This window comes from Flavobacterium pisciphilum, from assembly GCF_020905345.1.
GTDB lineage: Bacteria > Bacteroidota > Bacteroidia > Flavobacteriales > Flavobacteriaceae > Flavobacterium > Flavobacterium pisciphilum.
Genome location: NZ_JAJJMO010000001.1, coordinates 3692797 through 3717842, shown reverse-complemented (window position 1 = coordinate 3717842; position 25046 = coordinate 3692797). Strand labels below are relative to the sequence as shown.

The following is a 25046-nucleotide window of genomic DNA, read 5'->3' as shown; positions in this document are numbered from 1 at the left end:
AACAAGATTGAATATTGAACTAGAAATTTTCAATTTTGAAATAATAAAACTTAAAATAACTCTACTATTACAATGAAAACCAAACGCTGGACTTACTTCTTAATTGGATTATTATTATTTCTTTTTTCAGGAATATGGGCTTTTAAAAAATTTAATTTCAATTCTGAATACACAATAGGACAGCCTTTGGATAGCCTAAATGGTATTTGCGTTTACTACAATGGAGGCGTGAATAATGTTACGGATAGAAATCTTACCGCAGACAATTACAATCTTGGTTTAAAATACCAATGTGTAGAGTTTGTGAAGAGATATTATTACGAACATTTTAATCACAAAATGCCTGATAGTTACGGTCATGCCAAAGACTTTTTTAACGCTGAACTTTCTGATGGTCAAAAAAACGAAAAAAGAGATTTAACACAATATACTAATCCAAGTACAAGCAAACCTAAAGTTGATGATCTTTTAATTTATAGCGGAACTATTTTTAACCGATTTGGGCACGTTGCAATTGTTTCGAACGTTACTGATAATGAGATTGAAATAATTCAGCAAAATCCAGGTCCGTTTAGCAAATCCAGAGAAGTTTTCCCTTTACTTAAGAAAGAAGGCAAATGGACAATTGACAATGATCGTATTTTAGGTTGGTTAAGAAAGGAATAACTATCCTATTTTTTTCTGGATTTCCTCCAAAACAAAAAGGTAATCCTCATGCTTTTTTACAAAATCACGGTCAGAAACATCAATAATTAAAACATTTAAATCTGTCTGTGATTTAATATATTCTAAATAGCCATTATTGATTTTATCCAAATAATCAGCTGAAATGTTTTGCTCGTAGCTTCTGCCTCGCTTTTTTATATTATGCAATAAGCGTTCTGTATTTTGATATAAGTAAACATACAAATCAGGCTTTGGCATTTCTTTATAAATAATATCAAACAAGTTTCGATACAGGCGATATTCATCTTCAGCAAGTGTTATTTTAGCAAAAATCAATGATTTAAAAATATGATAATCGGCTACGATAAAATCTTTAAACAAATCAAATTGAGCTAAATCATCTGATAATTGTTGATAACGATCTGCCAGAAATGACATTTCAAGTGGAAAAGCATATCGGTTTTGGTCTTTATAAAATTTTGGCAAAAAAGGATTATCTGCAAAACGTTCTAATACTGTTTTAGCATTAAAATCATCGGCTATTTTATGCACCAAAGTTGTTTTACCTGCTCCTATATTTCCCTCAAAAGCGATATAATTAAATCGCTGCATCGGAATCTCCTGCAATGGACTTTTTAGATCCTGAACCACTGTACATATACTATCGTCAGGTGTTATTGCAATTAATTCTGAAATTGTTTTCTGAAAGATTGGATGCTTCCAATTTAAATTTAAATCCTGAATTGGCATCAAGACAAAATTTCGGTTTTGCATCAAAGGATGTGGCACTTTAAGTTTATCAGTATCAATAACCTCATCTTCATAAATAATTAAATCAACATCTATAAGTCGGGATTGATATCCTTGTTGTTCTGAACGAATACGTCCTAATTGTTTTTCTACTTTTAGAACCTGATTTAATATTTTTTGTGCCGATGCATTGGTGTGTAAAATCAAGGCACAATTATAAAATGCATCGCTTTCAAAACCCCAAGCTGGCGTCTCATACAACCTCGAAACTTGAACAACAGTACCAATTTCCTGATGTATCAAATTAATGCAGTTTTTGATATTTTCCAACCTGTTTCCTTGGTTACTTCCTAGGGATAAAACGACCTGATATTGTGATTTCATAATTAGATGCAAATTAACTAAAAGTATTTTAGAAATAACAATATATTTGTATAACGACTTATAACAAAATAAAAAATATAAAGTCTCGACTTGTAACATTTTAGCTTTTTAGCTACTTATTAAAAAAATGTAATTATGAAATTTTTAGGAAATGTAATAGCTACCGTAATCGGTATTTTTGTTTTTTTCATGCTCTCCTTTTTCGGAATAATGTTATTAGCTGCTCTTTTTGGAGGTGATAGTAATGCTGTTACAGTAAAAAGTGACTCTGTAATTGAACTTGATTTAAGAAAAATACAAAATGATTATGCCGGAAAATACAAAGACCCTTTGGTTACTATTTTTTCTGAGCAAAAAGGTATTGGTCTAACAGATATCATTAATGCTATAGATGTCGCAAAAACTGATGATAATATTAAAGGAATTTCTATTCTTAACGATGCATCCTCTTTAGGAATGGCACAAAGTAAAGATTTACGAAATGCTCTTGAAAGCTTTAAAAAATCAGGAAAATTTGTAATGGCTTATTCTAATGGGTATTCTCAAAAAGAATATTATTTAAATTCTGTTGCAAATACAATTTATTTAAATCCTGTTGGAGATTTAGACTTTAAAGGATTGTCTTCTGAAATTATGTTCTTCAAAGATTTTCAAGATAAATCAGGTATTCACATGGAAGTAATTCGTCATGGAAAATACAAAAGTGCTGTTGAACCATTTCTTGAAAATAAAATGAGTGATGCCAACAGAGAGCAAACTGGTGCTTTATTAAACTCAATATGGAATACTGTTGTTGCCGACATTTCTAAAAGCCGTAACATTCCTGTTGCTCGATTAAATGAAATCGCAAACGGTCTTTTGGCTAGAACACCAGAAATGGCAAAAGTGGAACGTCTTGTAGATGTTATAGCTTATGAAGATGTATATCATGATGCCATTAAAAAAGCCTTGAAAGTAACTGGTGATGATGACTATAATAAAATTTCTATCTCTGATTATACTCAAAACTTCATTACAACTGCTTCAAGTTCTAGTACTTCAGGTGACCAAATAGCTATTATTTATGCTCAAGGAGAAATCCAAAGTGGTGAAGGTGATGTTACTGTTATCGGAGAAGGATCTATGCGTCGTTCTTTACAAGAAGCTCGTAAAAACAAAGATGTAAAAGCTATTGTACTACGAATTGATAGTCCGGGTGGAAGTGCTTTAACTTCAGATTTAATCTGGAGAGAGGTTGAATTGACTAAAAAAGTAAAACCTGTGGTTGTTTCTATGGGTAATTATGCTGCATCTGGAGGATACTATATTGCATGTAATGCTAATAAAATCTTTGCTGAGAGCAATACAATAACTGGTTCTATTGGAGTATTTGGAGTATTGCCAAATTTCACTCCTTTGGCTAACAAATTAGGTATTAATACTGAGCAGGTAAAAACTCATGAAAATGCAGCTAATTATAGTCCATTTGTACCTTTGGATGAAAACTTCAAAGCTGTAACATTAGAAGGTGTTGAACATATTTACAGAACTTTTGTAACTCATGTTGCTGAAGGAAGAAAAATGACTTTTGACCAAGTTGATGCTATTGCTCAAGGAAGAGTTTGGGCTGGTTCTGAAGCTGTAAAAATTGGTCTTGTGGATAAAATTGGAGGTTTAAATGATGCAATTGCTGAAGCTGCTACTCTTGCCAAAATAAAAGATTACAGCACTCAAAACTACCCTGAATACGATAAGAAATTTAATGATTTGTTACAAAATTTACCTTTTGCAAAATCAAAAGAGAATTTCATCAAAGAAGAAATAGGTGAAGAAAATTATTTTATTATCGAGCAAGTAAAAAGATTACAAGCTAAAAAAGGCGTTCAAGCTATGTTGCCTTTTCAAATTAACATTCAATAAATAAACTTCATTACAATTTCAAATCCGTTTAAGGTTAAACTTAAACGGATTTTTTGTTTTATATAAATCGCTTAAAGTTAACTCAGGTTTAATTTACTGGTAACACATGTAAGCAGATGTTATAGCTACTTTAGCAGAATATTACAAGGTCAGTTATACCAGCATTTAAGACATTTTTCGCTAGTAGAATTCATAACGATTATAACCCTGTTTATTTTTTTGGATAGCTTACTCATATCTGCCCCTCGATATGTAGTAGGCTATTTTTTCTAATTAAAAAGAAGACAAAGCCTACAAACGAATTTGCATAATTTTCTTTTTATGAAGAAAACACAAAAAGAATCACGCATAAAAGTTTATTTTTGCAATAATCAGGCACAAAAATTGCTTGTAATAATTGAATTCAAATAACTATACATATGCTAAAGAAAGTTCTGAAAATCGCAGGAATAGTAATCGTTTTACTGATTGCATCGTTGTTTGCCCTTCCGTTTTTTTTTAAAGATCAGATCAAAGCCAAAATATCCGAAGCTATCAATGAAAGCGTTGACGCCAAAGTTAGTTTTGTCGATGCCGATTTGAGTTTATTTAAAAACTTCCCGAATGCTAACGTTTCTATAGAGAAATTAGTGATTATAAACAAAGCTCCTTTTGAAGGGGATACTTTGGTTTCATTAGGCGAATTAAATTTAAAGATGAGTATCAAAGAACTTTTCAAAGGAAAAGATGAAGCTTTAAATATTCAAGGAATTGACACTAAAAATGGATTAGTCAATATTATATTTGATAAAAACGGTGTTGGAAATTTTGATATTGCACTAAAAAAGGACGAATCAAAAAAAGACGAATCAGCCAGCAAGCCACTTGCTCTAAAAATCCAAGGTTATAAAATTGAAAATTTCACTTTTAGATATTTTGACCAAGGTTCAAAAATAAAAATGGTTATCGATAGCTTGAACCATGAAGGGAAAGGTGATTTTACAGCTTCCAAGTTAGATTTAACTACAAAATCGACTGCCAAAGTATCTTTGGACATGGATAAAATAAATTACATGAAAAATGTATCGCTAACTCTTGATGCTATTTTAGGCATCGATTTAGAAAAAAGCAAGTATACATTTAAAGAAAACAAAGCTTTAATTAATCAGTTACCACTAGAATTTGATGGTTTCATTCAAATAGTTAAAGGTGGTCAACAATATGATTTAAAATTTAAAACACCTACCTCATCATTTACAAATTTCTTAGGTTTAATTCCATCAGCCTATTCTTCTGGATTAGATGGTGTAAAAACTACTGGAGATTTTACTGTTGCAGGATTTGCCAAAGGAATATATTCAGACACTACTGTTCCTAAATTCAATATTGAGATTGCATCTAACAATGCTTCATTTAAATATCCAAACTTACCAAAATCAGTTCAGAACATTGTCATCGATACTAGAATCATAAACGAAACTGGTGTCTTAAATGATACTTATGTAAACTTGGACAAACTTTCGTTTAAAATTGATCAGGATGTTTTTAATGCTAAAGCAAACATCAAGAACATTACTGTAAATCCTATTGTAGATGCTGCATTAAAAGGAACTATTAACTTAGCTAACCTTTCTAAAGCTTATCCTATAAAAATGGACAAACCTTTGTCTGGTATTCTAAAAGCTGATGTAACTACTAATTTCGATATGGCTTCAGTAGAAAAAAGTCAATATCAAAATATTAAAAATGCTGGTACAATGAGCTTGTCTGGATTTAAATACACAGATGAGAATAACAAATCAATGAACATCAGTACTGCATTGGTTCAGTTTAGTCCAACTACAATCAACTTAAAACAATTTGATGCAACAACTGGGAAAAGTGATTTAAGCATCAATGGTGTTCTTGAAAATTTCTATGGTTTTATGTTTAAAAAACAAGAACTAAGAGGAAATTTCAACATGAGTTCAAACCAATTGGCTGTTGATGACTTTATGACTACTGGAGAGCCTGCACCAGCTAAAGCTGAAGCAGATTCTAAAGCTAAAGGCAAACCAGCTGAAGCAATGAAAATCCCTGCTTTCTTAAATTGTACATTAACAGCAAAAGCAAATACTGTTTTATATGATAATTTAAAACTAAAAGATGTTTCTGGGAAGATAATTGTAAAAGACGAAAAAGCAACTTTAGAGAACTTCAAAACATCTATTTTTGGAGGTACAATTGCCTTAAACGGAGCTGTTTCTACAAAAGCCAAAGTACCTACTTTTGATATGAATTTAGGATTCAACCAAGTAGATATTGCACAATCGTTTACGCAATTAGACATGTTGAAAAAGATTGCTCCAATAGCAGGAATTATCAATGGTAAAATAAATTCAACGATAAAACTTAACGGAAATCTTAATGCTACCGAATTAACTCCTGACTTAAAATCTATATCAGGTGATTTATTAGGTCAATTACTTTCTACGACTGTAAATGCTAAGAACTCGACTGTTTTAAATGCTTTAACTTCTAATATTAAATTTCTTGATATTAATAAGCTAAACTTAAATGACTTGAAAGTAGGTCTTACATTTGACAATGGTAAAGTAAACGTTAAACCATTTGACATAAAGTACCAAGACATAAAAGCTACAATTGGTGGAACACATGGTTTTGACCAAACGATGAACTACAACATAAAACTAGATGTTCCAGCAAAATACCTTGGATCTGAAGCAAATGCTTTTTTAGCTAAAATGTCTCCTGCTGATGCAGCAAAACTGCAAAGCATTCCGATTAATGCATTATTGACGGGGAATTTTTCTAATCCAAAAGTTTCTACCGATATGAAAAGTGCTGTTACTAACTTAACTACACAATTGGTTAATCAACAAAAAGAGAAACTGACTAAACAAGGTACAACTGCTTTAACTGATTTGATTAATAAAAACACCAAATCAAAAGATACTACAAAAGCAGCTACCAATAAAGAAAAAACTACCGAACAGGTAAACAAAGCTGCTGATTTATTAAACGGTTTGTTTAAGAAAAAGAAAAAAGAAGAGCCTGCAACGACTCCATAAAACCATATCATTAAATAATAAAAAAGCCTAAGAAATTATACTCTTAGGCTTTTTTATTGTGGTTAAAACAACTGGTCTGGATCCGTTAACTTTTCTAACTCTGCTTTTAACTCTGTCTTTAAAATACTAAGTCCTAGTTGATAGGATGCGTTCATCCAACCAAACCCTTCTTCAGTTATATAATCGAATGCGGTACCAACATTTCCATACTCTGCAAAAATCTTAAGAGAACTAGTCTCTAAATTAAATTTCTCTGGAATAGTTCCATTATAATCTACTGCATTGCGAGTAATAAGCCATAACCAGCGATAAATCATTTCTTGGGCTTCATCTATATAATTATAGTTTAATAGTCCTTCCCAAAGGAACATTTGATGCGGTGCCCATCCAAAAGGGTAATCCCATTGTCGTTGTGGTGAATTTGCGTCTAAATCTTCTATTGCTTCTTTTGTACTTCCAGCAATTCCTCCCTTTAATTTAAATTTTGGCAACGCGCTTTTTACTAAAATATCTGCTTGTTCAGTATTACATAATTTTGCCCAAAGTGGATAGAATGTTGCGGCTGCATCAAATAGATGCGGTTCTTTTTTCACAAAATTATAATCATAATAAATTCCTGCACTCCTATCCCAAAGCAATTCATTAATTTTCTCTTTTCTTAAAGCCGCTTTCTCTTTCCAATACTCCGCAGTATAAGTTGTTTGTTTCTCATTTACAAAACGATTCTCAAACTCTGTTTCAATCAAAAAAGCAATATCTGTTTCGTATTTATAAAGTAGGCTGTTTAGATCTATCGTATTTAAATCTGCACAAACATCAACAAACCTATTGGTGGTATCATGTCCGCTTTCTCTCATACTACGATCATGCACAAAATAAGCATCCAGACTAGCATCGGTAATTTCTCTATCAAGATATTTTTTTTCAAAATCTCTTAATGGCAAATTGTATAACTGTGCATATTTTTCAAGAACATCATCAAAATGTCCTACCTCAACCTCAAACGGAAGCCCAATTCCTTCTGCTTTATATCGGTTTAGTCCATTTGATGTAAGTCGCTTTCCTTCTTCCATCCAAACCGTTTGATATTCTTTTATTGCAGTATGAAGGTGTTTTGCAATCCAATCTTTCGTTGGTTTTGCTTCTTTTGTAATTGCAACAATCAGAGATGTATATAATGGCGGTTGTGTTCGGGTTAAATAATAACTTCTGTTTGCATTAAGAATTTTTCCGTAATGATCAATTTGATATTTAAAATTCTCTGCAATCCCAATAGCAAGTTCTGGTTCATTATCTAACAAAAGCCCTATAGCAATAAAGTAGCTATCCCAACCATACATCTCGTTAAACCTACCTCCCGGAACGACAAAAGGAACGCCTTTTATCTCTTTATTTTCTTGCTGCAATGCCAAAGCCAAAATCCCTGGTTTTTTATTCAACGTGAGTACATACTCCGAAGAAATATCTTCGGCTAACTGAACTACCTTTAATTTTGGAATGGATTGCTCTAACGCTTTAAAATACTCAAAAGCGACATCATCTGTTGCTGGAACATATAAATAAGAGATTGCATTTTCTATTTTTTCATCTTCTACAATTTTAGCGACTCCCTTGCCATCAATGGTTCTCGTTAAGCCTTTCCAATATAAATTCTTTATTTTTCTAGAAATTCGACTTACTGGGCTTTCGATTATTTCGGAACTGTTTATTTCAGCAAATTCTGAATTGCTTTTTTTAGACAATGCTAATTCCTGTAATAAATTAGATAAATGATAGGTTCCCTCGACATTCAATGAATTTCCATTTTCATCTTCTAATAAAAAACTTTTAGGCCCTTTATCATCAATCGTAATCTTTTTATCGCCATCTGTATCTTCTTGGGCTAATAAACTTTGAAGCGTCTGATTTATGTTTAATTTAAATTTCATTTTTAGTCGTTATTTTTTTTAATATAAAGAATGAGACCAATAGTAATGACATTGGAATCAAGGTGTAATAAAATGCATTTTGTGGACCTTGGTTCTGGAATAACCAACCAATTATCCTTGAACCTATTGTTCCTCCCAAAGCAGAAAACACTACAATTAGTCCAGTCATTGAACTATGCAACTTTTTAGGCAAAGCACTTAATATAACTGAATTAAGCAACGGATAAATGGGTGCAATAAATAATCCTACAAGTGGAAATGCAAATCCTATTAATGGAATATCTCTAAAGGAATGAATCGTCTTAACTTCTAGTCCAACCGCTTTTGGCAATACAAAAACCACGATAAGCATTGCACATATAATACAGAAGCTCAGTACCCAAATCCAATTTATTTTCTTAGTAATTTCTCCTGCCAGAATTCGTCCAATTGCCAAAGAAATTGCGAGAATACTCGCCATCATTATGCTATTGTTCTCAGATAAGTGAAGTACTTTATCATTAAATGTTGGTAGCCATGACATGATTCCTTGCTCGATCATTACAAATAAAAAGGCACTAACAACAAAAACAATTACAAGCGATTTTGCCATTAGCTTAATCATTTGTACAAAATCATCAGCTAGATTTGCTCCCGGAATTTCTACTGGTTTCTCTATTTTTATAAAAAACAAAAAGCCAAAGGATAGTAAGGTCAACAAAGCCAAAAACCAATACACATTAAGCCATGAATCTGGATTTGTCTCTGTGTTAAACGCTGGGAATAAAAAATATGCCAATGCAATTCCTATCATAAAAACCCCTTCTACACTACTCATTAATGCATTGTGTTCTTTTTGATTTTCGGTTACTGTACCTATAAGCGAGTAAACTGATACTTTTATTAGTGCAAAAGAAACTCCAACGGTTGCAAAAAGCAATTTGGCATAATTAAACGAATTGCCATAAAACATAGCAATACAGGCAAAAGTTACCAACCCTAAACCGATAAGCATTGCTTTTTTATATCCTATTCTTGGCAAAAAAGAGGCTATTAAAAAAGACACTATTGCAATGGGTAAATCCTTAAAAGCTTCTAGAATACTAGCCTGTAATTCATTTACACCATAATTTTTTTGTGATTTCAAAATTACAATCCCAACACTATTCAGCAATATTGCAAACACAAAGTAATTGAGATATAATACTGCTGTTATTCCTGCTTTTTTCATCTTAACATATTGATTTACTAACGAATGTAACAAAAACCCAAATGCCGTTATTACAACAGCATTTGGCTGAACTAATTAATATAAAAAAACTAAAAGTTGATTGCTACTGAAAATCTGAATGCACGCCCCAAAATTGGTCTTGCTAAAAACACATCTGTATCTGATGTTGATTGTCTTGGATTTCCTTCTGTTAAGCCAATTTCATTGAATAAATTAGTCCCATCTACAGCAAATCTTAAATTATTAACTACATAGCTTAAACCTGCTCCAACTTCTTTAAAAGCTGGCAAAACTTGCTTATTATCCTGATTTGTATATTTTTTATCAAAATAAGTATACTGAACATACCCTGCTAATCTTTTGGTTATATCCACTTCTGGTCTTATCGTACAGAAGAATTTAGGTATTCTACGGGCTGTATTTCCGTTAAAATCGAAAGTGCTTCCATCGGCATTTTGACCTGTAAAATTATCATACTTTGGATTTTGAACTGTGAAGTTAAAATTCAGTCTCGCTATACTATATCTTAGATTCGTTTCTACTTCTAATCCTAGATTGTTTATATCCGCGAATTTATTTTCAGATGATCCATCCGCTAATATATCCGTAAAGGCTACATTCTTTAAATTCATGTGAAATAAGTTGGCATTCACAGAAAGGAATGAGTTGGCATATTTATAACCTAGCTCTAATTGATTTACGAAAGTATTTTTTAGTTTGCTTAAATCTTTAGCATTGTCATAAAATGACTCCTCGATTGGTGATCTAAAACCGTGGCTATATCTTAAATAAGAGGCCATATTATCATTGAACTTATAATTTCCTGCAGCTGTATACGAAATCTCACTTACATCATATCTCCAATACGTATATGGATTTCCTTGAATTGTAGTTACTGCATCATCTGCTGTGTTATTATCTAAAACTCCTAAATTTTCAGCTCCAAAACGTGCATTATCTCTATATCCTGAATATATATTTTTGTCGTATCTCAAACCTGCATTAAATGTTAGTTTATCTGTTGCTTCGATTTCAGCATCCACATAAAAATCGTTTAGTTTCCCTTTTGTTTGTGCATCTCTTTCTAACCATGTAATTCTTTCTATTCCGTTCCAAGTATGGGCTACCCCACTTGCGGTATTGTTTACATTTACCAATCTTGGATTATCAGTAACATCTACTAGATAATTACTCCAATTCCAGTATTGATTTGATTTCCAATTAGAATAATAATATCCAACTGTAAGATTAACAGGTTTTAAATCGAAGTTAAAAGACAAATTGTTGGCGAAATTATCCATTTGTTTATTTATGTACCAATGATCTGCTCTCATAATCAATGCATTTGGATTTAAGGCTGTATTATTATCTACATAAGTATAACTTAAATCTCCTGTATTTGCTGGAGCTAAGTTTTGTACATCTGTTGCATAACCTGCTTGTGTCCACGGTCCGCCACTACTATAAATTGCATTGTAATTCAAATCTATTTTTGTGTTTCTGAATGCATTCTTTAAAGTAACTTTTTCGGCTATTTTCTTTTTAAATTCAGCTCCTATAGCATTTACAACTGGATGTACTCCATCTTCTAAATCAGCTTTAAAAGTTCCTCCTCCATATTGTGGCACACTCAAACGAGAGAAATTTGCAGAAGTAAGCGTTCCGTAATTTGGATCAAAACCACTTACGCCTTCTACCTTTCCATTATTACTTTTTAATGGAATTGGTAAATAGAAGGTGTTTCTATCATCTAATTTTTTGTAATTTAATCTCAAATATCCTCCATCATCAAACTTATAGGTAAGATTCATTTTTACTTGCCCCCCTTTATTTGCAGTAAAACCTGTTTTTCTAATTCCGTCATCGGCTCTATAAAATCCTCCTACATTAAAAAACAATTTATCTTTAACCAATGCACCACTTAAGTTAAGATCGGTACGGAATAAACCATAATCTCCAACAGTCAATTTTGCTTTTCCTTGAAATTCATTCTGTCCTGTTTTCGAAATAAAATTGACAATTCCTCCTGGAGCATTTGATGCAAAAATTGATGCTGAACCTCCTCGAACTGCTTCCATTTTGCTCACCGTTTCATCTAGTCTGTACCAGTTATCTGCATTTGCAAACTGCAAAGCTCCATCTTCAAAAACTGCTAAACCATCTTCTTGAATTTGCACATATTCATAAGCTCCTGCTGATGGAATTCCTCTCGCAAAAAGGTTATTCCCTACTTCTCCACCCGATGTTTCAACCACAAACCCCGGAATAGTCTGAAGAATATCTGCCGTACTAATAGGAGCTCTATTCTCAATAGCCTTTGCTCCCAAAGTAGTAATTGCAATACTTGACTCTAATTTTGACCTTGGATTTGATGAACCTGTAACAACTACTTCCTTTAAACTTTGAGATTCTGCCTCTAAATGAAAATCAAGCTTTATGTTTTCCCCATCTTTAAGGACAACACTCTTTTGAGTTGATTTATATCCAATATTTGTAACAAGAATAATGTAAGTCCCTCCTGAAAGATTAAGAAGTGTAAATCCTCCATCTACATCTGAGCTTACCCCTATTGAAGAGCCTTGAATAACAATATTTGCTCCTGGAGCTGTTTGCCCATTTTCATCAAATACTTGTCCAGATACACTGCCTTTTTCTTGTGAAAAAACCATTGCTGGAATGATAAATAACAACAACATCCAAAACGATGTTATTGTGTTTGAATTAAACTGTTTCATGATTTATTATTTGGTTAGGTTATTAGTTAGGGTAAAACTATTGCCTATTTTTTCATCTCAATGCTGATTTTTACCGAAAACGTTTTCGATTTCGCCGAAAACGTTTTCGATTAATTAAAATTAAATAATTATCAATTAGTTTTATTACATTTATTAAATGAATGATACCAGACTTATAGACATTGCGACTGCTTTAGGAATATCCGTTACAACTGTTTCGAAAGCATTAAAGGGCTATACTGATATTAGCGATACTACCAGAGCAAGAGTTCTTGAAATGGTCGCTATTATGAATTACAAGCCCAATGCTAATGCAGTAAACCTTAGGACAAACGAAACCAAAACTCTTGGAGTTGTTATTCCTACAATGGTTCATCATTTCTTTTCGAGTGTTTTAAATGGTATTATAGATGAAGCTGAAAACAGGGGGTATCTTGTGATTATTTTACAATCTAATGAAAAATATGAACTTGAAAAAAAGCAGATTACCTTGTTACAACAAAAAAGAGTAGATGGAATTTTAATTTCATTGTCTAACGAAACGGATGATTTCTCTCATATTAACGATGCTATAAAAAAGAATACTCCTGTAGTATTGTTTGATAAAATAGCCAAGCTTGTCGATTGCTCGAAAGTGATTATAAATGACCGTAAAGCTGCTTACGATGCAGTAACTTATCTAATAAATAAAGGGTATAAAAAAATTGCTCATTTTAGAGGTTCTTATACTCCTCAAAATTCTATTGATCGTTTTCTTGGATACAAAAAAGCTCTTGAGGATCATAATATTCCTTACGACCCTTCTCTAGTTTATTTGTGTGATCACAATTCTGATTTTGAAGATGGTTACGCCAATGCGCAAAAACTAGTTGAGGAACATAAGGATGTAGATGCTGTTTTTGCTATCACAGATTTAGTAGCTATTGGTATTATTAAATACCTTAACGATATGCAGATTAAGATTCCTGAGCAAATTGCTGTTTTTGGTTTTAGCAATTGGTTTATGTCTACTGTAATTTCTCCGAAGCTAACCACTATTGACCAACCTGGTTATGATATTGGTCAACGGGCAGCTGCTATATTAATAAATGAAATTGCTCAAATTAAGGAACGTCTTCCGGTTACACATGAAACCATCGAACTTCCAACACTTATTATCGAGAGAGAATCAACGATGAGATAATAAGGATGACTAAACGTTAATCGTTACCACGTATCCTTCTGATCCACGGATATTAAAAACGGTTCCGTCTGCAAACAATAAATATTGCCCTTTTATTCCAGTAAGTTTTCCTTGAAATGTTGGTGTTTTATCTAAACTTAAACTTGCTACTTTTTTTGGATATTCTAAAACTGGATAATGCATTTCATACAAATCATTTTTCTCCGGAAAGAAATAGTCACGAACTTCATTTGGAATCAAGCTTTCGACTTTAGCTTTTTCTAAAACTAAATCAACACTTTCGATATTGTTCTGAAGCATTTTTCGCCAATTTGTTTTATCCGCATAATGACTCTTTAAAGCTACCTCAGTAATTCCTGCTAAATATCGATTTGGAACTTCTACAATTGCCAAAGCTTGCGTTGCTCCCTGATCTATCCAACGGGTTGGTACTTGTGTTTTTCTGGTTACTCCTACTTTTACTTCACTAGACAAAGCTAGATATACAATATGAGGCTGTAATTGTACTTTTTCTTCATATACCAAATCACGATCCTGAATTCCTAAATGTGCTGTGCTTAATTCTGGTTTCATAATCCAATCGCCAACTGCTGGACTTGAATAAAAACAATCGTAGCAAAATCCTTGACGGAATATTTTTTTCTTTTTACCACAATTCAAACATTGGTAACCTACAAAATTGATTTCAATTTCTTTATTCAATAATTGATTGACATTAATAAAGCTGTCTTCAAAAACTAAATAATATTGAATTGGGCTCCCCATTTCGGTTTGCATCTTTGTAAGTACTCCTTGATATTGCATTAGATTTTAGTTTTTAGTTCCGAGCCATCGGAAGTTACTTTTGAATTTTAAACTCTCTTCGAGGAATTTAATTTTTTTATTGTTAAAATTCCATTTTTGAATTGGAATCTTTGCCATAAATAGAATTGTCATTTATAAAAAAACACTATTTTTGGTACAACGACAAAGTTAGTATTTGTCTACCGATATTCAAATCTTAAATTCCTGACTTTTTGCGTTAATAGAAAAATCAGCTTCTGATAACTATCTGAACTAAAATCTAAAATCATTCATGCCTCTATCAATAATCAATTCATTTGCCTCTTGGGTTCTTAAACAAAGAATTCATCAAATAGAGCTTTTTCTTAAATACCCAAATGAAGTACAGGAAGAGCTACTTCATAATTTAATATTGGCTGCCGAGAATACTATTGTTGGTAAACAATATGATTTTGCTTCGATTAACTCTTATCAAACTTTTTCTGAAAGGCTTCCTATTGCTACTTATGAAGAATTACAACCTTTAATTGAACGTACGCGTCAGGGGGAGCAAAATGTTTTTTGGGAAACTCCTATAAAATGGTTTGCTAAGTCTAGCGGAACTACAAATGCAAAAAGCAAATTTATACCTGTAAGTAATGAAGCTTTAGAAGATTGCCATTATAAAGGAAGTAAAGATTTATTGTGCTTATACTTGAACAACAATGAGGACTCTGAATTATTTTTGGGTAAGAGCCTTCGTTTAGGCGGAAGTTCTCAAATTTACGAGAACAACAATACTTTCTTTGGAGATTTATCGGCTATATTAATTGAAAACATGCCTATTTGGGCAGAGTTTAGCAGCACTCCTAGTAATAAAACTTCGCTTATGAGCGAATGGGAAACTAAAATTGCTGCTATTATAAATGAAACAAAAAATGAGAATGTGACCAGTTTTGCTGGTGTCCCGTCGTGGATGTTGGTATTAATGAACCGCGTTCTGGAAGATTCTGGAAAAGGAAATTTATTTGAAATATGGCCTAATCTGGAAGTCTATTTCCATGGTGGTGTGAGTTTCTCTCCGTACAGAGAACAATACAAAAACATATTACCGAAAAAAGATTTTAAATACTACGAAATATACAATGCCTCTGAAGGGTTCTTTGCTATTCAGGATTTAAATAATTCTAGCGATTTATTACTAATGTTGGATTATGGAATTTTTTACGAATTCATTCCAATGGAAACTTTTGGAAGACCGGAACAAAAAGTTATTCGATTAGCCGATGTTGAATTAGACAAAAATTATGCAATCGTTATTACTACTAATTCGGGTTTATGGCGATATTTAATTGGTGATACCGTTCGATTCACTTCTTTAAATCCATATAGAATTAGAGTTACTGGAAGAACTAAACACCATATCAATGTTTTTGGCGAAGAGCTAATGGTCGAAAATACCGATCAAGCTATTGCCAAAGCATGCCTATTAACAAATACCGAAGTTATAGATTATACTGTAGCTCCGATATTCATGCAAGACAAAGAAAAAGGGGCTCACGAATGGATGATTGAATTTAAGAAAAAACCCGCTGATGTTGGTCTTTTTCAAAAAGCACTTGATGAAACCTTACAATCTTTGAACTCTGATTACGAAGCCAAACGTTACAATAATATGACACTAAATCCTTTGGTGATTAATGTTGCCAGAGAGAATTTATTTTACGACTGGTTAAAAGAACGCGATAAACTAGGCGGACAACATAAAATCCCAAGGCTTTCGAATCAAAGAGATTATTTGGAACAGTTGAAACAGATGAGTTAGAAATCTAATTAGTTTTAGTCGACTTGAACTACTCGTGCGACTTCTCCTCTGTCGAAGTGACAAGGTTTAGAGATTGAGTATTTACTCTATTTTAAAAACAAATGTACTATATCGCATGAGGGATAGCAATGGAAATCCTTTTGTGCTGGTCCCGATAGCAATCGGGATGGCATAAAAGATTGAAATGTATAGCCCGACCCGCTTTTTCTGCGGGGCATGCCCATAAAAAAACCTCAACTTTAATTTAAGCTGAGGTTTCTCTTTTTATATATTTTATCAAGTGCCTTCTTCTTCGAAGCAACAAGATTGTATTTAATAATCTTCTATTTATTAATCATATCGATATACCTATCATGATATCCTAATAGATACAAAACGCCATCTAGTCCTAAACTTGAAATAGAAGTTGCTGCGTTTTCTTTTACTGTAGGTTTTGCATGAAAAGCGATTCCTAGACCTGCTAAATTAAGCATTGGCAAATCGTTTGCTCCATCTCCAACCGCTATGGTTTGATTGATGTGAATCCCTTCTTTTTCGGCAATAGCTCTTAAGTATTCTGCTTTCTTTTGACCATCTACAATATCGCCTAAATATTTACCCGTTAATTTACCATCTTTAATTTCTAATTGGTTGGCATGCACGTAATCGATACCTAGTTCTTTTTGTAAATATTCTCCAAAATAGGTGAATCCTCCCGATAGTATAGCCGTTTTATATCCGTAATATTTTAGGGCTTTCATTAATCGATGTGCTCCTTTGGTTATTGGCAACTTTTCGGCAACAGATTGCAGCACATCTTCGCTCAGCCCTTCTAACAATGCCATACGCTGCTTAAAGCTTTCATTAAAATCTATTTCGCCATTCATAGCCGATTCTGTAATTGCTCTTACTTGCTCGCCTACTCCATTCAACTCAGCTAGCTCGTCTATTACTTCGGTTTGAATTAAGGTTGAATCCATATCAAAACATACCAAACGTCTGTTTCTTCTATAAATATTATCTTCTTGAAAAGAGATATCTACATTTAATGTTCTGGAAATTTCCATGAAACTTGCCGTCATAGCAATCTTATCTACAACATCTCCTGTTAGTGACAATTGTATGCATGACCGTGGATATTCTTCTGTTTCTACAACTGATGTTCTCCCTGTTAATCGAATTATCGAAACAATATTTAAGTTTTGGTCGGACAATAATTTAGCTACAGCTGCCAATTGTGACGCTGCTAACTTTTCTCCTAGAATATTGATGATGTAGCGTTGCTTAGATTGCGTTTTTACCCACATCTCATAATCTTCAACAGAAATTGGAATAAATTTAACCTTAACTTCTAATTCATAGGCCTTAAACAATAAATCTTTTAAAACGGGCCCTGAATTGGAACCGGCTTCGATTTCGAACAAAATTCCTAGAGAAAGTGTGTCATGGATATCGGCTTGCCCAATATCTAAAATAATAGCATCATAAGTAGCCAATACTGCGGTTAAACCAGCTGTAACTCCTGGTTTATCATGACCTGAAACCTTTAATAAAATAATCTCTTTATCTTCTGCTGCCATTTTATCTTTATTGTTTTAGAAGTGACAAAAATCGGCAATCTATTGTTGATAAAAAAACTTATGCTTTGTTTTCTTGTAAAGAAAAAACACAAATCAATGTGATTTAATTAAATAATTTACTCTTTATTTCTATTGCTTAAAATAAGCTGAATTTGTGAGACTACAAATAAGAAGAGATCATTTAAGACAACTGAAAAAACATGCTTATCATGTTCTAAAATTGTCTTAAATAATCTCTTTATATTAATTGCTTAATCACAATTATCTTGTTTAGGCACTTTACATATTTTCATCAAAGTTCACCATCCAATTTACTCCAAACTTATCAGTAAACATTCCGAAATAAGCCCCCCAGAAGGTCTTGCCCATTGGCATAAATGGATTTCCTCCAGCTGAAAGTCCGTTGAAAATTCTATCTCCTTCTGCTGTACTTTCGACATTAATTGAAACCGAAAAATTTCCTCCAAATTTCACAGCGCCTGATTGTTCGGTACTATCGCTTCCCATTAAAATGGTTTGACCAATTGGCAAGCTAACATGCATAATTCTTTCTGCTTCTTCAGTTGACACTTTAGAGCAATTTTCGTCTGCAGGCATATCTTTGAATTTTCCAATAAATGCAAATTCGCCTCCAAAAACTGATTTGTAAAATAGAAATGCCTCTTCGCAATTTCCATTAAAAATTAAATAGGGATTTACTGCTGTCATGATATTTTTTGTTTATTTGTTTTTTGTTTAATTGCTATTATGATTTTTCTTCTGAGAGTTTTTTTAGTACCTCTAATCCATTTGGGAAGGTTGTTTTAAAATAATCAATATATTTTTCGAGCGTATCAATATTAACTTCAAGAATTGTAAACCCATTCTCCTCAGTTAATCGATAGGTTTCCATTGCGCCTGTCCATTCTTCTGTTTCAGCATCAATAGGCATTTCTTTAAAATCTTTCAACCCACTTATATGCTTAAACGCCATGAATTCATTGGAGATTTTCTTTTCAATGATACTATTCATTCCTTCTCCATTCGGATTTAAAAAATGGATTTTATCACCTTCATTCCAAGTAGTCTCAACATAAGTTCCCTCACAAAAAACATTTGTCCACTGTTTATAGGTTTCTTCACCCCATAAAACAGTCCAAACTGTTTCGCGTGATGCTTTTATTTTAATGATGAATTTTAATGTTTCCATATCTTATTTTCTTATGATAATTTACTAAAGTCCATAAATAAAGAATTCCAACGATGTCCATCTAAATCGGCAAAAGCACAACCGTACATCCACCCTTGACTCTCGGCAGGAGGAGCAAAAACGGTCCCACCAGCTTCTTCAACTTTTTTAGCAAGCGCATCTACTTCTCCTTTATTTTCGGCATCTATAGAAATTAATATCTCTGAACTTGTTTTTGTATCTGTTAATTTATTTTGAGAAAAATCGGCAAACATATTCTCTTCAAAAAGCATTATTACAAATTTACCTTCACCAACTAGCATACAAGTTGATTTTGGTGTATCGTGATCTTCATTAAAAGTAAATCCAATTTTCGAAAAAAAAGCTTTTGATTTTTCTATATCTTTTACTGGCAGATTGAGCCATATCTGTTTTGCCATTTTTTTGATATTTTAAGTTGTTTTATTTTCAACATAATTTTTAAAATTATCCAAAATAGCTTGCCATCCACCACGTTGCATCTCTTCTGAATTTTCTGTCTCTGGATCGAAACTTTCAATTACCTCTACTCCATTTGGAGTTTCTCTAAAAACAATTTCGACCTTTCTCCCATCTCCAATTACATATTCAATGGCTTCATTTTCTTTCACCAAAGTATATTCTCCTACAAAATCAAAACTCATACTACCATCTCTAGCTGCCATAGTAGATTTGAATTTACCTCCTGTCTGTAAATCATTTTCTGCATATGGAGTATGCCACTCTGGCGAAGCACTATTCCATTCTTGTATATGTGCTGGAGTTTTCCACATTTCCCAAACTTTAGCTATTGGTGCTTTTACTGTACTCTTAACTGTTATCATATTGAATCGTTTTAAAATTATACTTTATAAATTGTCTTTTAATTTTTTGGAGCCTGACTTTCATCCATGAAGAATATCTCCCAATGATGACCATCCAAATCCAAGAATGCTTTTTGATACATCCAGCCATAATCCTTAGCTTCCATATATTCGGTACCGCCAGCTTTTACTACTGATGCAATTATTTCATCTACTTTTTCTCGGCTATCAACTGATAATGCCATTAAAATTTCGCTTGTCGTTGCTGTATTACAAATTTGTTTTTTAGTAAAGGTTTTAAAAAATTCCTCTAACAATAGCATTGCAAAAATATTTTCCCCGATTTCTAAGCAAGCTGCTTTATCATCTGTGAAATTTAAATTGAATGTAAATCCCAATTCTGTAAAAAAGCCCATACTACGTTTTAAATCTTTCACTGGAAGATTTAAGAAAATTTCTGTTTTCATTTTTATATAAATTTACAAATTATTTAAAGCAAATTTAAAGTAATCATCTAGCCTTTAGACCATAATAAAAGTCATTTTTAGGGTCATTTAAGACAAAAAAACTATTTTTGTACAGGTAATTTTCATTAAAAACATAGAAATAATGAGCAAAAAAGTTGGGTTAATCGTTCCGCATGACTATAAATTATTGAGTATTGCAGCCATACTTGAAGTTTTTGAAACTGCCAATAAACTGCATTCTGAAGACCAAAAACCTTTTGAAATATTTATTTTTCAATCTTCTGAACAGATAGAGCAAGAAAAATTATTTAATTATAACGTTAATTCCATTCAATCTTCTGAAGAAAAATTAGGATTGATTTTAATTCCTGCATTCACCACGGATGACATGAGAGGTATGATTTTAAAAAATAGTAATTTTATTCCTTGGTTAAAAAAGCAACATTTGTTTGGAGCAGAAATAGCCAGTTTTTGCACTGGAGCTTTCTTACTTGGTGCTTCTGGTCTATTGGATGAAAAATTAGCGACAACGCATGTTGATGCTTGTAGTGCTTTTAACCAATCATTTCCTTTAGTGAACTTGAAGCCTGAGGAAACTTTAACTGCCGATGGTACACTTTACACCAGTGGTGGATCTACCTCATCTTTTCATTTGCTAATTCTTCTAGTTCAAAAGTATTGTGGAAATGAAATTGCTGTTCAAATTGCTAAAATATTTGCTATCGACTTAAACCGTCACAAACAAAGTTACTTTAGTACTTTTCGTCCTAATCATTTACATAATGATTCTCTAGTTTCTCAATTGCAGCACAAAATAGAAAACGAATACAGTACCATAGAAAAACTAGAAGAGATTACTAAAGATATTCCGACTAGTAATCGCAATATGACTCGAAGATTCAAACAAGTAGTTGGAATTCCACCTATAGAATATTTGCAAAACATTCGCGTAGAAAGTTCTAAGAAATATCTTGAGCAAACACAACTTTCAATATCTGAGATTATCGAAAAAACAGGTTATAATGACCCCAAATCTTTTAGAAAAGTATTTTTCAAAATGGTAGGAATGAAACCGATTGAATATCGGGAGAAATTTAGAGTAAGATAAAAAAAAATCCCAGTAAAGAAGAACTGGGATTTTTTTTATGATCATCCGAACAAAATGATGTTTATTTTTAGCGGTAAATACCATCTCCGACTTCCTCAACAACAACCCATTTACCTTTAACCTTAATCATAATTAATATCGAAGTGGAGTCGATGTTTTCATGATCGATAGTGGTTGATTTTATAGTAAAAGTGGCATACTTATTATGCTTATAATAAATTGGAGTAGAAAATGAAAAAACGCTGTAGTTTTCATTAAAATTGGCCTTTTCGTATTCCAAAAAATCAACAAATTTTTCATGTTTGATAAAAATGATATTTTGATGTTTGAAATCTTTCAAAGTCCAATAAACTTCTTTAATCCAATAATCTTGAATATATTTATCTTCATATTTCAATTTCATTTTTTCCCAATATTTTTCATCATATAGAGGTTTATCAACTCCTTCAACTTTTATAAATTTATTAATCCCTTGATAATAAAATGTCTTTCCTTTAAATATATCAATCGTCACATTATTATTAATTTTTTCTTGGATAATCACAATTTTATCTGATTCTTTCAGATTCAAACTTGATATATAATCATTAATAGGTGCCTGTTGATCTTTATTTACCGAACAACTAAAAAGAAATTGAAAAACAATAATAATGAATAAAAGCCTTTTCATATTCGTTTATTTACAAGGTTTACCTATAGTGTTTTGTTGTTGTGGAGTACCTGTACCAACAGTATTCCCTGTTTGTTCAGAAGCCAATCTATTTTCTATCCTTAATCTTTCAGCAGATCCTTTTGGAAATTTTTTTCCAAAAATAGGTGCATCTCTTAATCCTCCCCAAGCCAAATCTACATAAACTTGAAGCGGTTTTTTTCCATAAGGAACTGCAACTCCAGTTTGAAATTCTTGCAAAGTAGCTCCAATTGCATCTACATAATTATCAGCCATTTCTTCATGTTGAGCATTTTCTTTTCCTCCCGGATATTTTGTATCAACATACTTCTGAAAAAGCACTGGAAACTCATTAAATACATTTGGATTTTGTGAACTATTATAATCATCCACTAAACTCATAAAAAAAACATGTGCCAACTCATGTACTAAATTAGCTGCTTTATACAATTGAGTAGAAGACGTATATCTTTCATTATTCATAACAATCTCATAATTATTAGGTGATACTGCTTTTGAAAATGCAGGTACCATTCCTGCATCTCCAGAAGAAATTGTAACACTATAAACAGAATTAGCACCTAACTTAGTCAATATATTAGCTATATCACAATTCGTAGCATTCTTTAACTGCGCTAAAATTGCTTTTGGGCAAGGATCAAGTTTTGCATCGTATATGTAATCTTCTATAAGTTGAGCTTTTGTTAATACTTCTCCACCACTTCCACCACCATCTGGAGGAGCTTGCTCATCATCGTCAACAGTCCCAGTACATTCCCACCAATCACGTAATAATATATCTTGTCCACCTTCTCTAATTAAAAAAGTTCCCCAATGTACACAACTTGTCTTACTTGTTATAGACTGATTTTTATTTTTTTTTCTTGGCTTTTTTCCATTGTCAGAAATTAGTACATTCTTATTATCATACAAATGATAACGTTTTATAATAAAAGTATTTATATCAGAATAAAAAGAAACTTTCAAATTATAATCAAAGCCATTGTCATATTTGTTCTTTGTAATAACAAGAGATGACTTCAAATATCCAAATTCTATGTCCTTATTTACATCTTTTATAAAAATAGGATCCTCAGAAATAAGTAAAACCAACAATGTATCATTTACAAAAATCCCTTTTTGCCAATCTGGATTCCCTAAAAAATAAATATTATTTTTTAATTCAATTGAATTCTTTTCGAAATAATATTTAGCCTGATTTACAATAGTAGGATCAATCGGCTTTTCATTAATATAATCTTCTGTAGCACATGAACTTAATAGCAACAAAGAAAAAACACCTATTAAAGCTAGAATTGATAAAAATTTATTCATGATCTTCCAAAATTTAGAATTAAATTGTAAGTTTAAAATTACAAACTTAACAAATTTTGTCATGTAACAAAATTTAATCAATAAAATATTACTTTTTAGCTTTAAAGTTATTTTATAAAAAATAAAAAAACCTGCTCAAATAATGAGCAGGTTTAAATATAATTCTAAAAAAAACTAAGAAGCGATTTCTAATCGTTTCAATAAGTTTTTATTTAATGTTTCTTTAGCGTAATCTTTATCAATTTCTAATGTCTTAACATCTGAACTTGGTAAATCATACATTGCATCTGTTAAGATTGCTTCGCATAATGAACGCAATCCACGTGCACCTAATTTATATTCTAGTGCTTTGTCTACAATAAAATCTAATGCTTCATCGGTAATTGTAAACTCTACTTCATCCATTAAAAACAATTTTTGATATTGTTTGATTAATGCATTTTTAGGTTGAGTAAGAATTGCACGTAATGTTTCTCTATCTAAAGGATCCATATGTGTCAATACTGGTAAACGACCAATAATCTCTGGAATCAATCCAAAATCTTTAATATCTTTTGGAATGATGTATTGCAATAAATTGTCTTTATCGATGTTATCCACATTTTTAGATGTACTATAACCTACTGCTTGACGATTTAAACGTTTTGAAATAATACGCTCTACTCCATCAAAAGCTCCTCCGGCAATAAACAAAATATTTTGTGTGTTTACCTCAACAAATTTTTGATCTGGATGCTTACGTCCTCCTTTTGGTGGTACGTTTACAACTGTTCCTTCTAACAATTTCAATAATGCCTGTTGTACACCTTCTCCCGAAACATCACGCGTTATTGATGGATTATCGCTCTTACGTGCAATTTTATCTATTTCATCAATAAATACGATTCCTCTTTCGGCTTTAGCCACATCATAATCGGCAGCCTGAAGCAAACGTGTCAAAATACTCTCTACGTCTTCTCCAACATATCCTGCTTCGGTTAAAACTGTAGCATCAACAATTGCCAATGGAACGTCTAACATTTTTGCAATAGTTTTTGCAACTAATGTTTTTCCTGTTCCTGTTTGTCCAACCATGATGATGTTACTTTTTTCAATCTCTACTTCGTCATCCAACTGTTGTTGCATTAAACGTTTGTAGTGATTGTAAACCGCAACTGACATTACTTTTTTAGTTTGATCCTGTCCAATTACATATTGATCTAAGAACGCTCTAATTTCTTTTGGTTTCTTTAATATTAAATCCCCAACTAGTTTTGAGTTTCCACTTGATTTTAATTCTTCTAAAACAATTCCGTGTGCTTGTTCGATACACTTATCACAGATATGTGCATTTATACCAGCAATTAATAAATTGGTTTCTGGCTTTTTTCTCCCACAAAACGAACACTCTAATACTTCTTTTGCCATTTATATTTAGTTGCAAAGTTACAAAGGCTCTAAGGTTCTGAGTTGCCTATATTGGAAACTCAGAACTAAGATAACCTATAACTTCATTTTATTTTAAC

General features: G+C 32.2%; 20 protein-coding genes. 6 read left to right on the top strand and 14 right to left on the bottom strand.

Features of this window, described 5'->3' with window-relative positions:
- Positions 1–72 precede the first annotated feature (72 nt).
- On the top strand, positions 73–666 hold the full coding sequence (locus LNQ49_RS15795) for a CHAP domain-containing protein (RefSeq protein ID WP_229989994.1): 594 nt from the start codon (positions 73–75) through the stop codon (positions 664–666).
- On the opposite strand, the gene folK is transcribed toward LNQ49_RS15795, so the two are convergent.
- On the bottom strand, positions 667–1800 hold the full coding sequence (gene folK, locus LNQ49_RS15790; RefSeq protein WP_229989993.1) for a 2-amino-4-hydroxy-6-hydroxymethyldihydropteridine diphosphokinase: 1134 nt from the start codon (positions 1798–1800) through the stop codon (positions 667–669). It abuts the gene before it with no gap.
- Positions 1801–1935: 135 nt separating this feature from the next.
- Here folK and sppA point away from each other — a divergent pair, with 135 nt between their 5' ends.
- Both sppA and LNQ49_RS15780 read left to right on the top strand, forming a co-directional pair.
- Complete coding sequence (gene sppA / locus LNQ49_RS15785; protein ID WP_229989992.1) at positions 1936–3699, top strand: signal peptide peptidase SppA; 1764 nt, start codon at positions 1936–1938, stop codon at positions 3697–3699.
- A 419-nt stretch (positions 3700–4118) separates the two neighbouring features.
- Complete coding sequence (locus LNQ49_RS15780; RefSeq protein WP_229989991.1) at positions 4119–6749, top strand: AsmA-like C-terminal region-containing protein; 2631 nt, start codon at positions 4119–4121, stop codon at positions 6747–6749.
- A 62-nt stretch (positions 6750–6811) separates the two neighbouring features.
- On the opposite strand, the gene LNQ49_RS15775 is transcribed toward LNQ49_RS15780, so the two are convergent.
- The 3 genes from LNQ49_RS15775 to LNQ49_RS15765 form a co-directional block, all read right to left on the bottom strand.
- Positions 6812–8677: an alpha,alpha-trehalase gene (locus LNQ49_RS15775; protein ID WP_229989990.1), complete on the bottom strand. Its 1866-nt coding sequence runs from the start codon at positions 8675–8677 to the stop codon at positions 6812–6814.
- A complete protein-coding gene (locus LNQ49_RS15770) occupies positions 8667–9887 on the bottom strand; it encodes an MFS transporter (RefSeq protein WP_229989989.1) in 1221 nt (406 codons plus the stop codon). Before LNQ49_RS15770 ends, LNQ49_RS15775 begins: the two co-directional genes overlap by 11 nt.
- An 89-nt stretch (positions 9888–9976) precedes the next feature.
- Positions 9977–12622 carry a TonB-dependent receptor gene (locus LNQ49_RS15765; RefSeq protein ID WP_229989988.1) on the bottom strand — a complete coding sequence of 882 codons (2646 nt, stop codon included), beginning with the start codon at positions 12620–12622 and terminating at the stop codon, positions 9977–9979.
- Between the two features lie 157 nt (positions 12623–12779).
- Between LNQ49_RS15765 and LNQ49_RS15760 the strand changes: the two genes are divergently transcribed.
- Complete coding sequence (locus LNQ49_RS15760; RefSeq protein WP_229989987.1) at positions 12780–13805, top strand: LacI family DNA-binding transcriptional regulator; 1026 nt, start codon at positions 12780–12782, stop codon at positions 13803–13805.
- A gap of 9 nt (positions 13806–13814) precedes the next feature.
- Here LNQ49_RS15760 and LNQ49_RS15755 read toward each other — a convergent pair whose 3' ends face one another.
- Entirely contained in the window at positions 13815–14609 is a 795-nt protein-coding gene (locus LNQ49_RS15755; RefSeq protein WP_229989986.1) for a DUF2797 domain-containing protein, read from the bottom strand.
- Positions 14610–14880: 271 nt separating this feature from the next.
- Here LNQ49_RS15755 and LNQ49_RS15750 point away from each other — a divergent pair, with 271 nt between their 5' ends.
- Positions 14881–16392 carry a GH3 auxin-responsive promoter family protein gene (locus tag LNQ49_RS15750; protein WP_229989985.1) on the top strand — a complete coding sequence of 504 codons (1512 nt, stop codon included), beginning with the start codon at positions 14881–14883 and terminating at the stop codon, positions 16390–16392.
- Positions 16393–16715: 323 nt separating this feature from the next.
- On the opposite strand, the gene serB is transcribed toward LNQ49_RS15750, so the two are convergent.
- The 6 genes from serB to LNQ49_RS15720 all read right to left on the bottom strand — a co-directional run bounded on the left by serB (position 16716) and on the right by LNQ49_RS15720 (position 20428).
- Complete coding sequence (serB, locus tag LNQ49_RS15745; protein WP_229989984.1) at positions 16716–17951, bottom strand: phosphoserine phosphatase SerB; 1236 nt, start codon at positions 17949–17951, stop codon at positions 16716–16718.
- A gap of 279 nt (positions 17952–18230) precedes the next feature.
- A complete protein-coding gene (locus LNQ49_RS15740) occupies positions 18231–18659 on the bottom strand; it encodes a VOC family protein (RefSeq protein ID WP_229989983.1) in 429 nt (142 codons plus the stop codon).
- A gap of 37 nt (positions 18660–18696) precedes the next feature.
- A complete protein-coding gene (locus tag LNQ49_RS15735) occupies positions 18697–19140 on the bottom strand; it encodes an SRPBCC family protein (protein ID WP_229989982.1) in 444 nt (147 codons plus the stop codon).
- Positions 19141–19151: 11 nt separating this feature from the next.
- The gene (locus LNQ49_RS15730; RefSeq protein WP_229989981.1) at positions 19152–19559 is read right to left on the bottom strand and encodes a VOC family protein; all 408 of its coding nucleotides are present in this window, start codon (positions 19557–19559) and stop codon (positions 19152–19154) included.
- Between the two features lie 12 nt (positions 19560–19571).
- On the bottom strand, positions 19572–19982 hold the full coding sequence (locus LNQ49_RS15725) for an SRPBCC family protein (RefSeq protein ID WP_229989980.1): 411 nt from the start codon (positions 19980–19982) through the stop codon (positions 19572–19574).
- 38 nt (positions 19983–20020) lie between these two features.
- Entirely contained in the window at positions 20021–20428 is a 408-nt protein-coding gene (locus tag LNQ49_RS15720) for a VOC family protein (RefSeq protein ID WP_229989979.1), read from the bottom strand.
- Between the two features lie 142 nt (positions 20429–20570).
- Between LNQ49_RS15720 and LNQ49_RS15715 the strand changes: the two genes are divergently transcribed.
- Positions 20571–21536, top strand: a complete 966-nt coding sequence (locus LNQ49_RS15715; RefSeq protein WP_229989978.1) for a GlxA family transcriptional regulator — start codon at positions 20571–20573, stop codon at positions 21534–21536.
- A gap of 67 nt (positions 21537–21603) precedes the next feature.
- On the opposite strand, the gene LNQ49_RS15710 is transcribed toward LNQ49_RS15715, so the two are convergent.
- The 3 genes from LNQ49_RS15710 to clpX all read right to left on the bottom strand — a co-directional run bounded on the left by LNQ49_RS15710 (position 21604) and on the right by clpX (position 24948).
- Positions 21604–22206: a hypothetical protein gene (locus tag LNQ49_RS15710; RefSeq protein WP_229989977.1), complete on the bottom strand. Its 603-nt coding sequence runs from the start codon at positions 22204–22206 to the stop codon at positions 21604–21606.
- A 6-nt stretch (positions 22207–22212) separates the two neighbouring features.
- Entirely contained in the window at positions 22213–23541 is a 1329-nt protein-coding gene (locus LNQ49_RS15705; RefSeq protein WP_229989976.1) for a hypothetical protein, read from the bottom strand.
- Between the two features lie 174 nt (positions 23542–23715).
- A complete protein-coding gene (clpX, locus tag LNQ49_RS15700; protein WP_229989975.1) occupies positions 23716–24948 on the bottom strand; it encodes an ATP-dependent Clp protease ATP-binding subunit ClpX in 1233 nt (410 codons plus the stop codon).
- Positions 24949–25046 lie beyond the last annotated feature (98 nt).

What these genes read in the sequence shown, in the direction of transcription:
- LNQ49_RS15740 (WP_229989983.1), bottom strand. Translation starts at nt 18,659, where the DNA reads ATGACAGCAGTAAATCCCTATTTAATTTTTAATGGAAATTGCGAAGAG.
- LNQ49_RS15765 (WP_229989988.1), bottom strand. Translation starts at nt 12,622, where the DNA reads ATGAAACAGTTTAATTCAAACACAATAACATCGTTTTGGATGTTGTTG.
- LNQ49_RS15755 (WP_229989986.1), bottom strand. Translation starts at nt 14,609, where the DNA reads ATGCAATATCAAGGAGTACTTACAAAGATGCAAACCGAAATGGGGAGC.
- LNQ49_RS15735 (WP_229989982.1), bottom strand. Translation starts at nt 19,140, where the DNA reads ATGGAAACATTAAAATTCATCATTAAAATAAAAGCATCACGCGAAACA.
- serB (WP_229989984.1), bottom strand. Translation starts at nt 17,951, where the DNA reads ATGGCAGCAGAAGATAAAGAGATTATTTTATTAAAGGTTTCAGGTCAT.
- folK (WP_229989993.1), bottom strand. Translation starts at nt 1,800, where the DNA reads ATGAAATCACAATATCAGGTCGTTTTATCCCTAGGAAGTAACCAAGGA.
- LNQ49_RS15730 (WP_229989981.1), bottom strand. Translation starts at nt 19,559, where the DNA reads ATGGCAAAACAGATATGGCTCAATCTGCCAGTAAAAGATATAGAAAAA.
- LNQ49_RS15725 (WP_229989980.1), bottom strand. Translation starts at nt 19,982, where the DNA reads ATGATAACAGTTAAGAGTACAGTAAAAGCACCAATAGCTAAAGTTTGG.
- LNQ49_RS15705 (WP_229989976.1), bottom strand. Translation starts at nt 23,541, where the DNA reads ATGAATAAATTTTTATCAATTCTAGCTTTAATAGGTGTTTTTTCTTTG.
- LNQ49_RS15780 (WP_229989991.1), top strand. Translation starts at nt 4,119, where the DNA reads ATGCTAAAGAAAGTTCTGAAAATCGCAGGAATAGTAATCGTTTTACTG.
- LNQ49_RS15760 (WP_229989987.1), top strand. Translation starts at nt 12,780, where the DNA reads ATGAATGATACCAGACTTATAGACATTGCGACTGCTTTAGGAATATCC.
- LNQ49_RS15750 (WP_229989985.1), top strand. Translation starts at nt 14,881, where the DNA reads ATGCCTCTATCAATAATCAATTCATTTGCCTCTTGGGTTCTTAAACAA.
- LNQ49_RS15775 (WP_229989990.1), bottom strand. Translation starts at nt 8,677, where the DNA reads ATGAAATTTAAATTAAACATAAATCAGACGCTTCAAAGTTTATTAGCC.
- sppA (WP_229989992.1), top strand. Translation starts at nt 1,936, where the DNA reads ATGAAATTTTTAGGAAATGTAATAGCTACCGTAATCGGTATTTTTGTT.
- LNQ49_RS15795 (WP_229989994.1), top strand. Translation starts at nt 73, where the DNA reads ATGAAAACCAAACGCTGGACTTACTTCTTAATTGGATTATTATTATTT.
- LNQ49_RS15720 (WP_229989979.1), bottom strand. Translation starts at nt 20,428, where the DNA reads ATGAAAACAGAAATTTTCTTAAATCTTCCAGTGAAAGATTTAAAACGT.
- clpX (WP_229989975.1), bottom strand. Translation starts at nt 24,948, where the DNA reads ATGGCAAAAGAAGTATTAGAGTGTTCGTTTTGTGGGAGAAAAAAGCCA.
- LNQ49_RS15770 (WP_229989989.1), bottom strand. Translation starts at nt 9,887, where the DNA reads ATGAAAAAAGCAGGAATAACAGCAGTATTATATCTCAATTACTTTGTG.
- LNQ49_RS15715 (WP_229989978.1), top strand. Translation starts at nt 20,571, where the DNA reads ATGAGCAAAAAAGTTGGGTTAATCGTTCCGCATGACTATAAATTATTG.
- LNQ49_RS15710 (WP_229989977.1), bottom strand. Translation starts at nt 22,206, where the DNA reads ATGAAAAGGCTTTTATTCATTATTATTGTTTTTCAATTTCTTTTTAGT.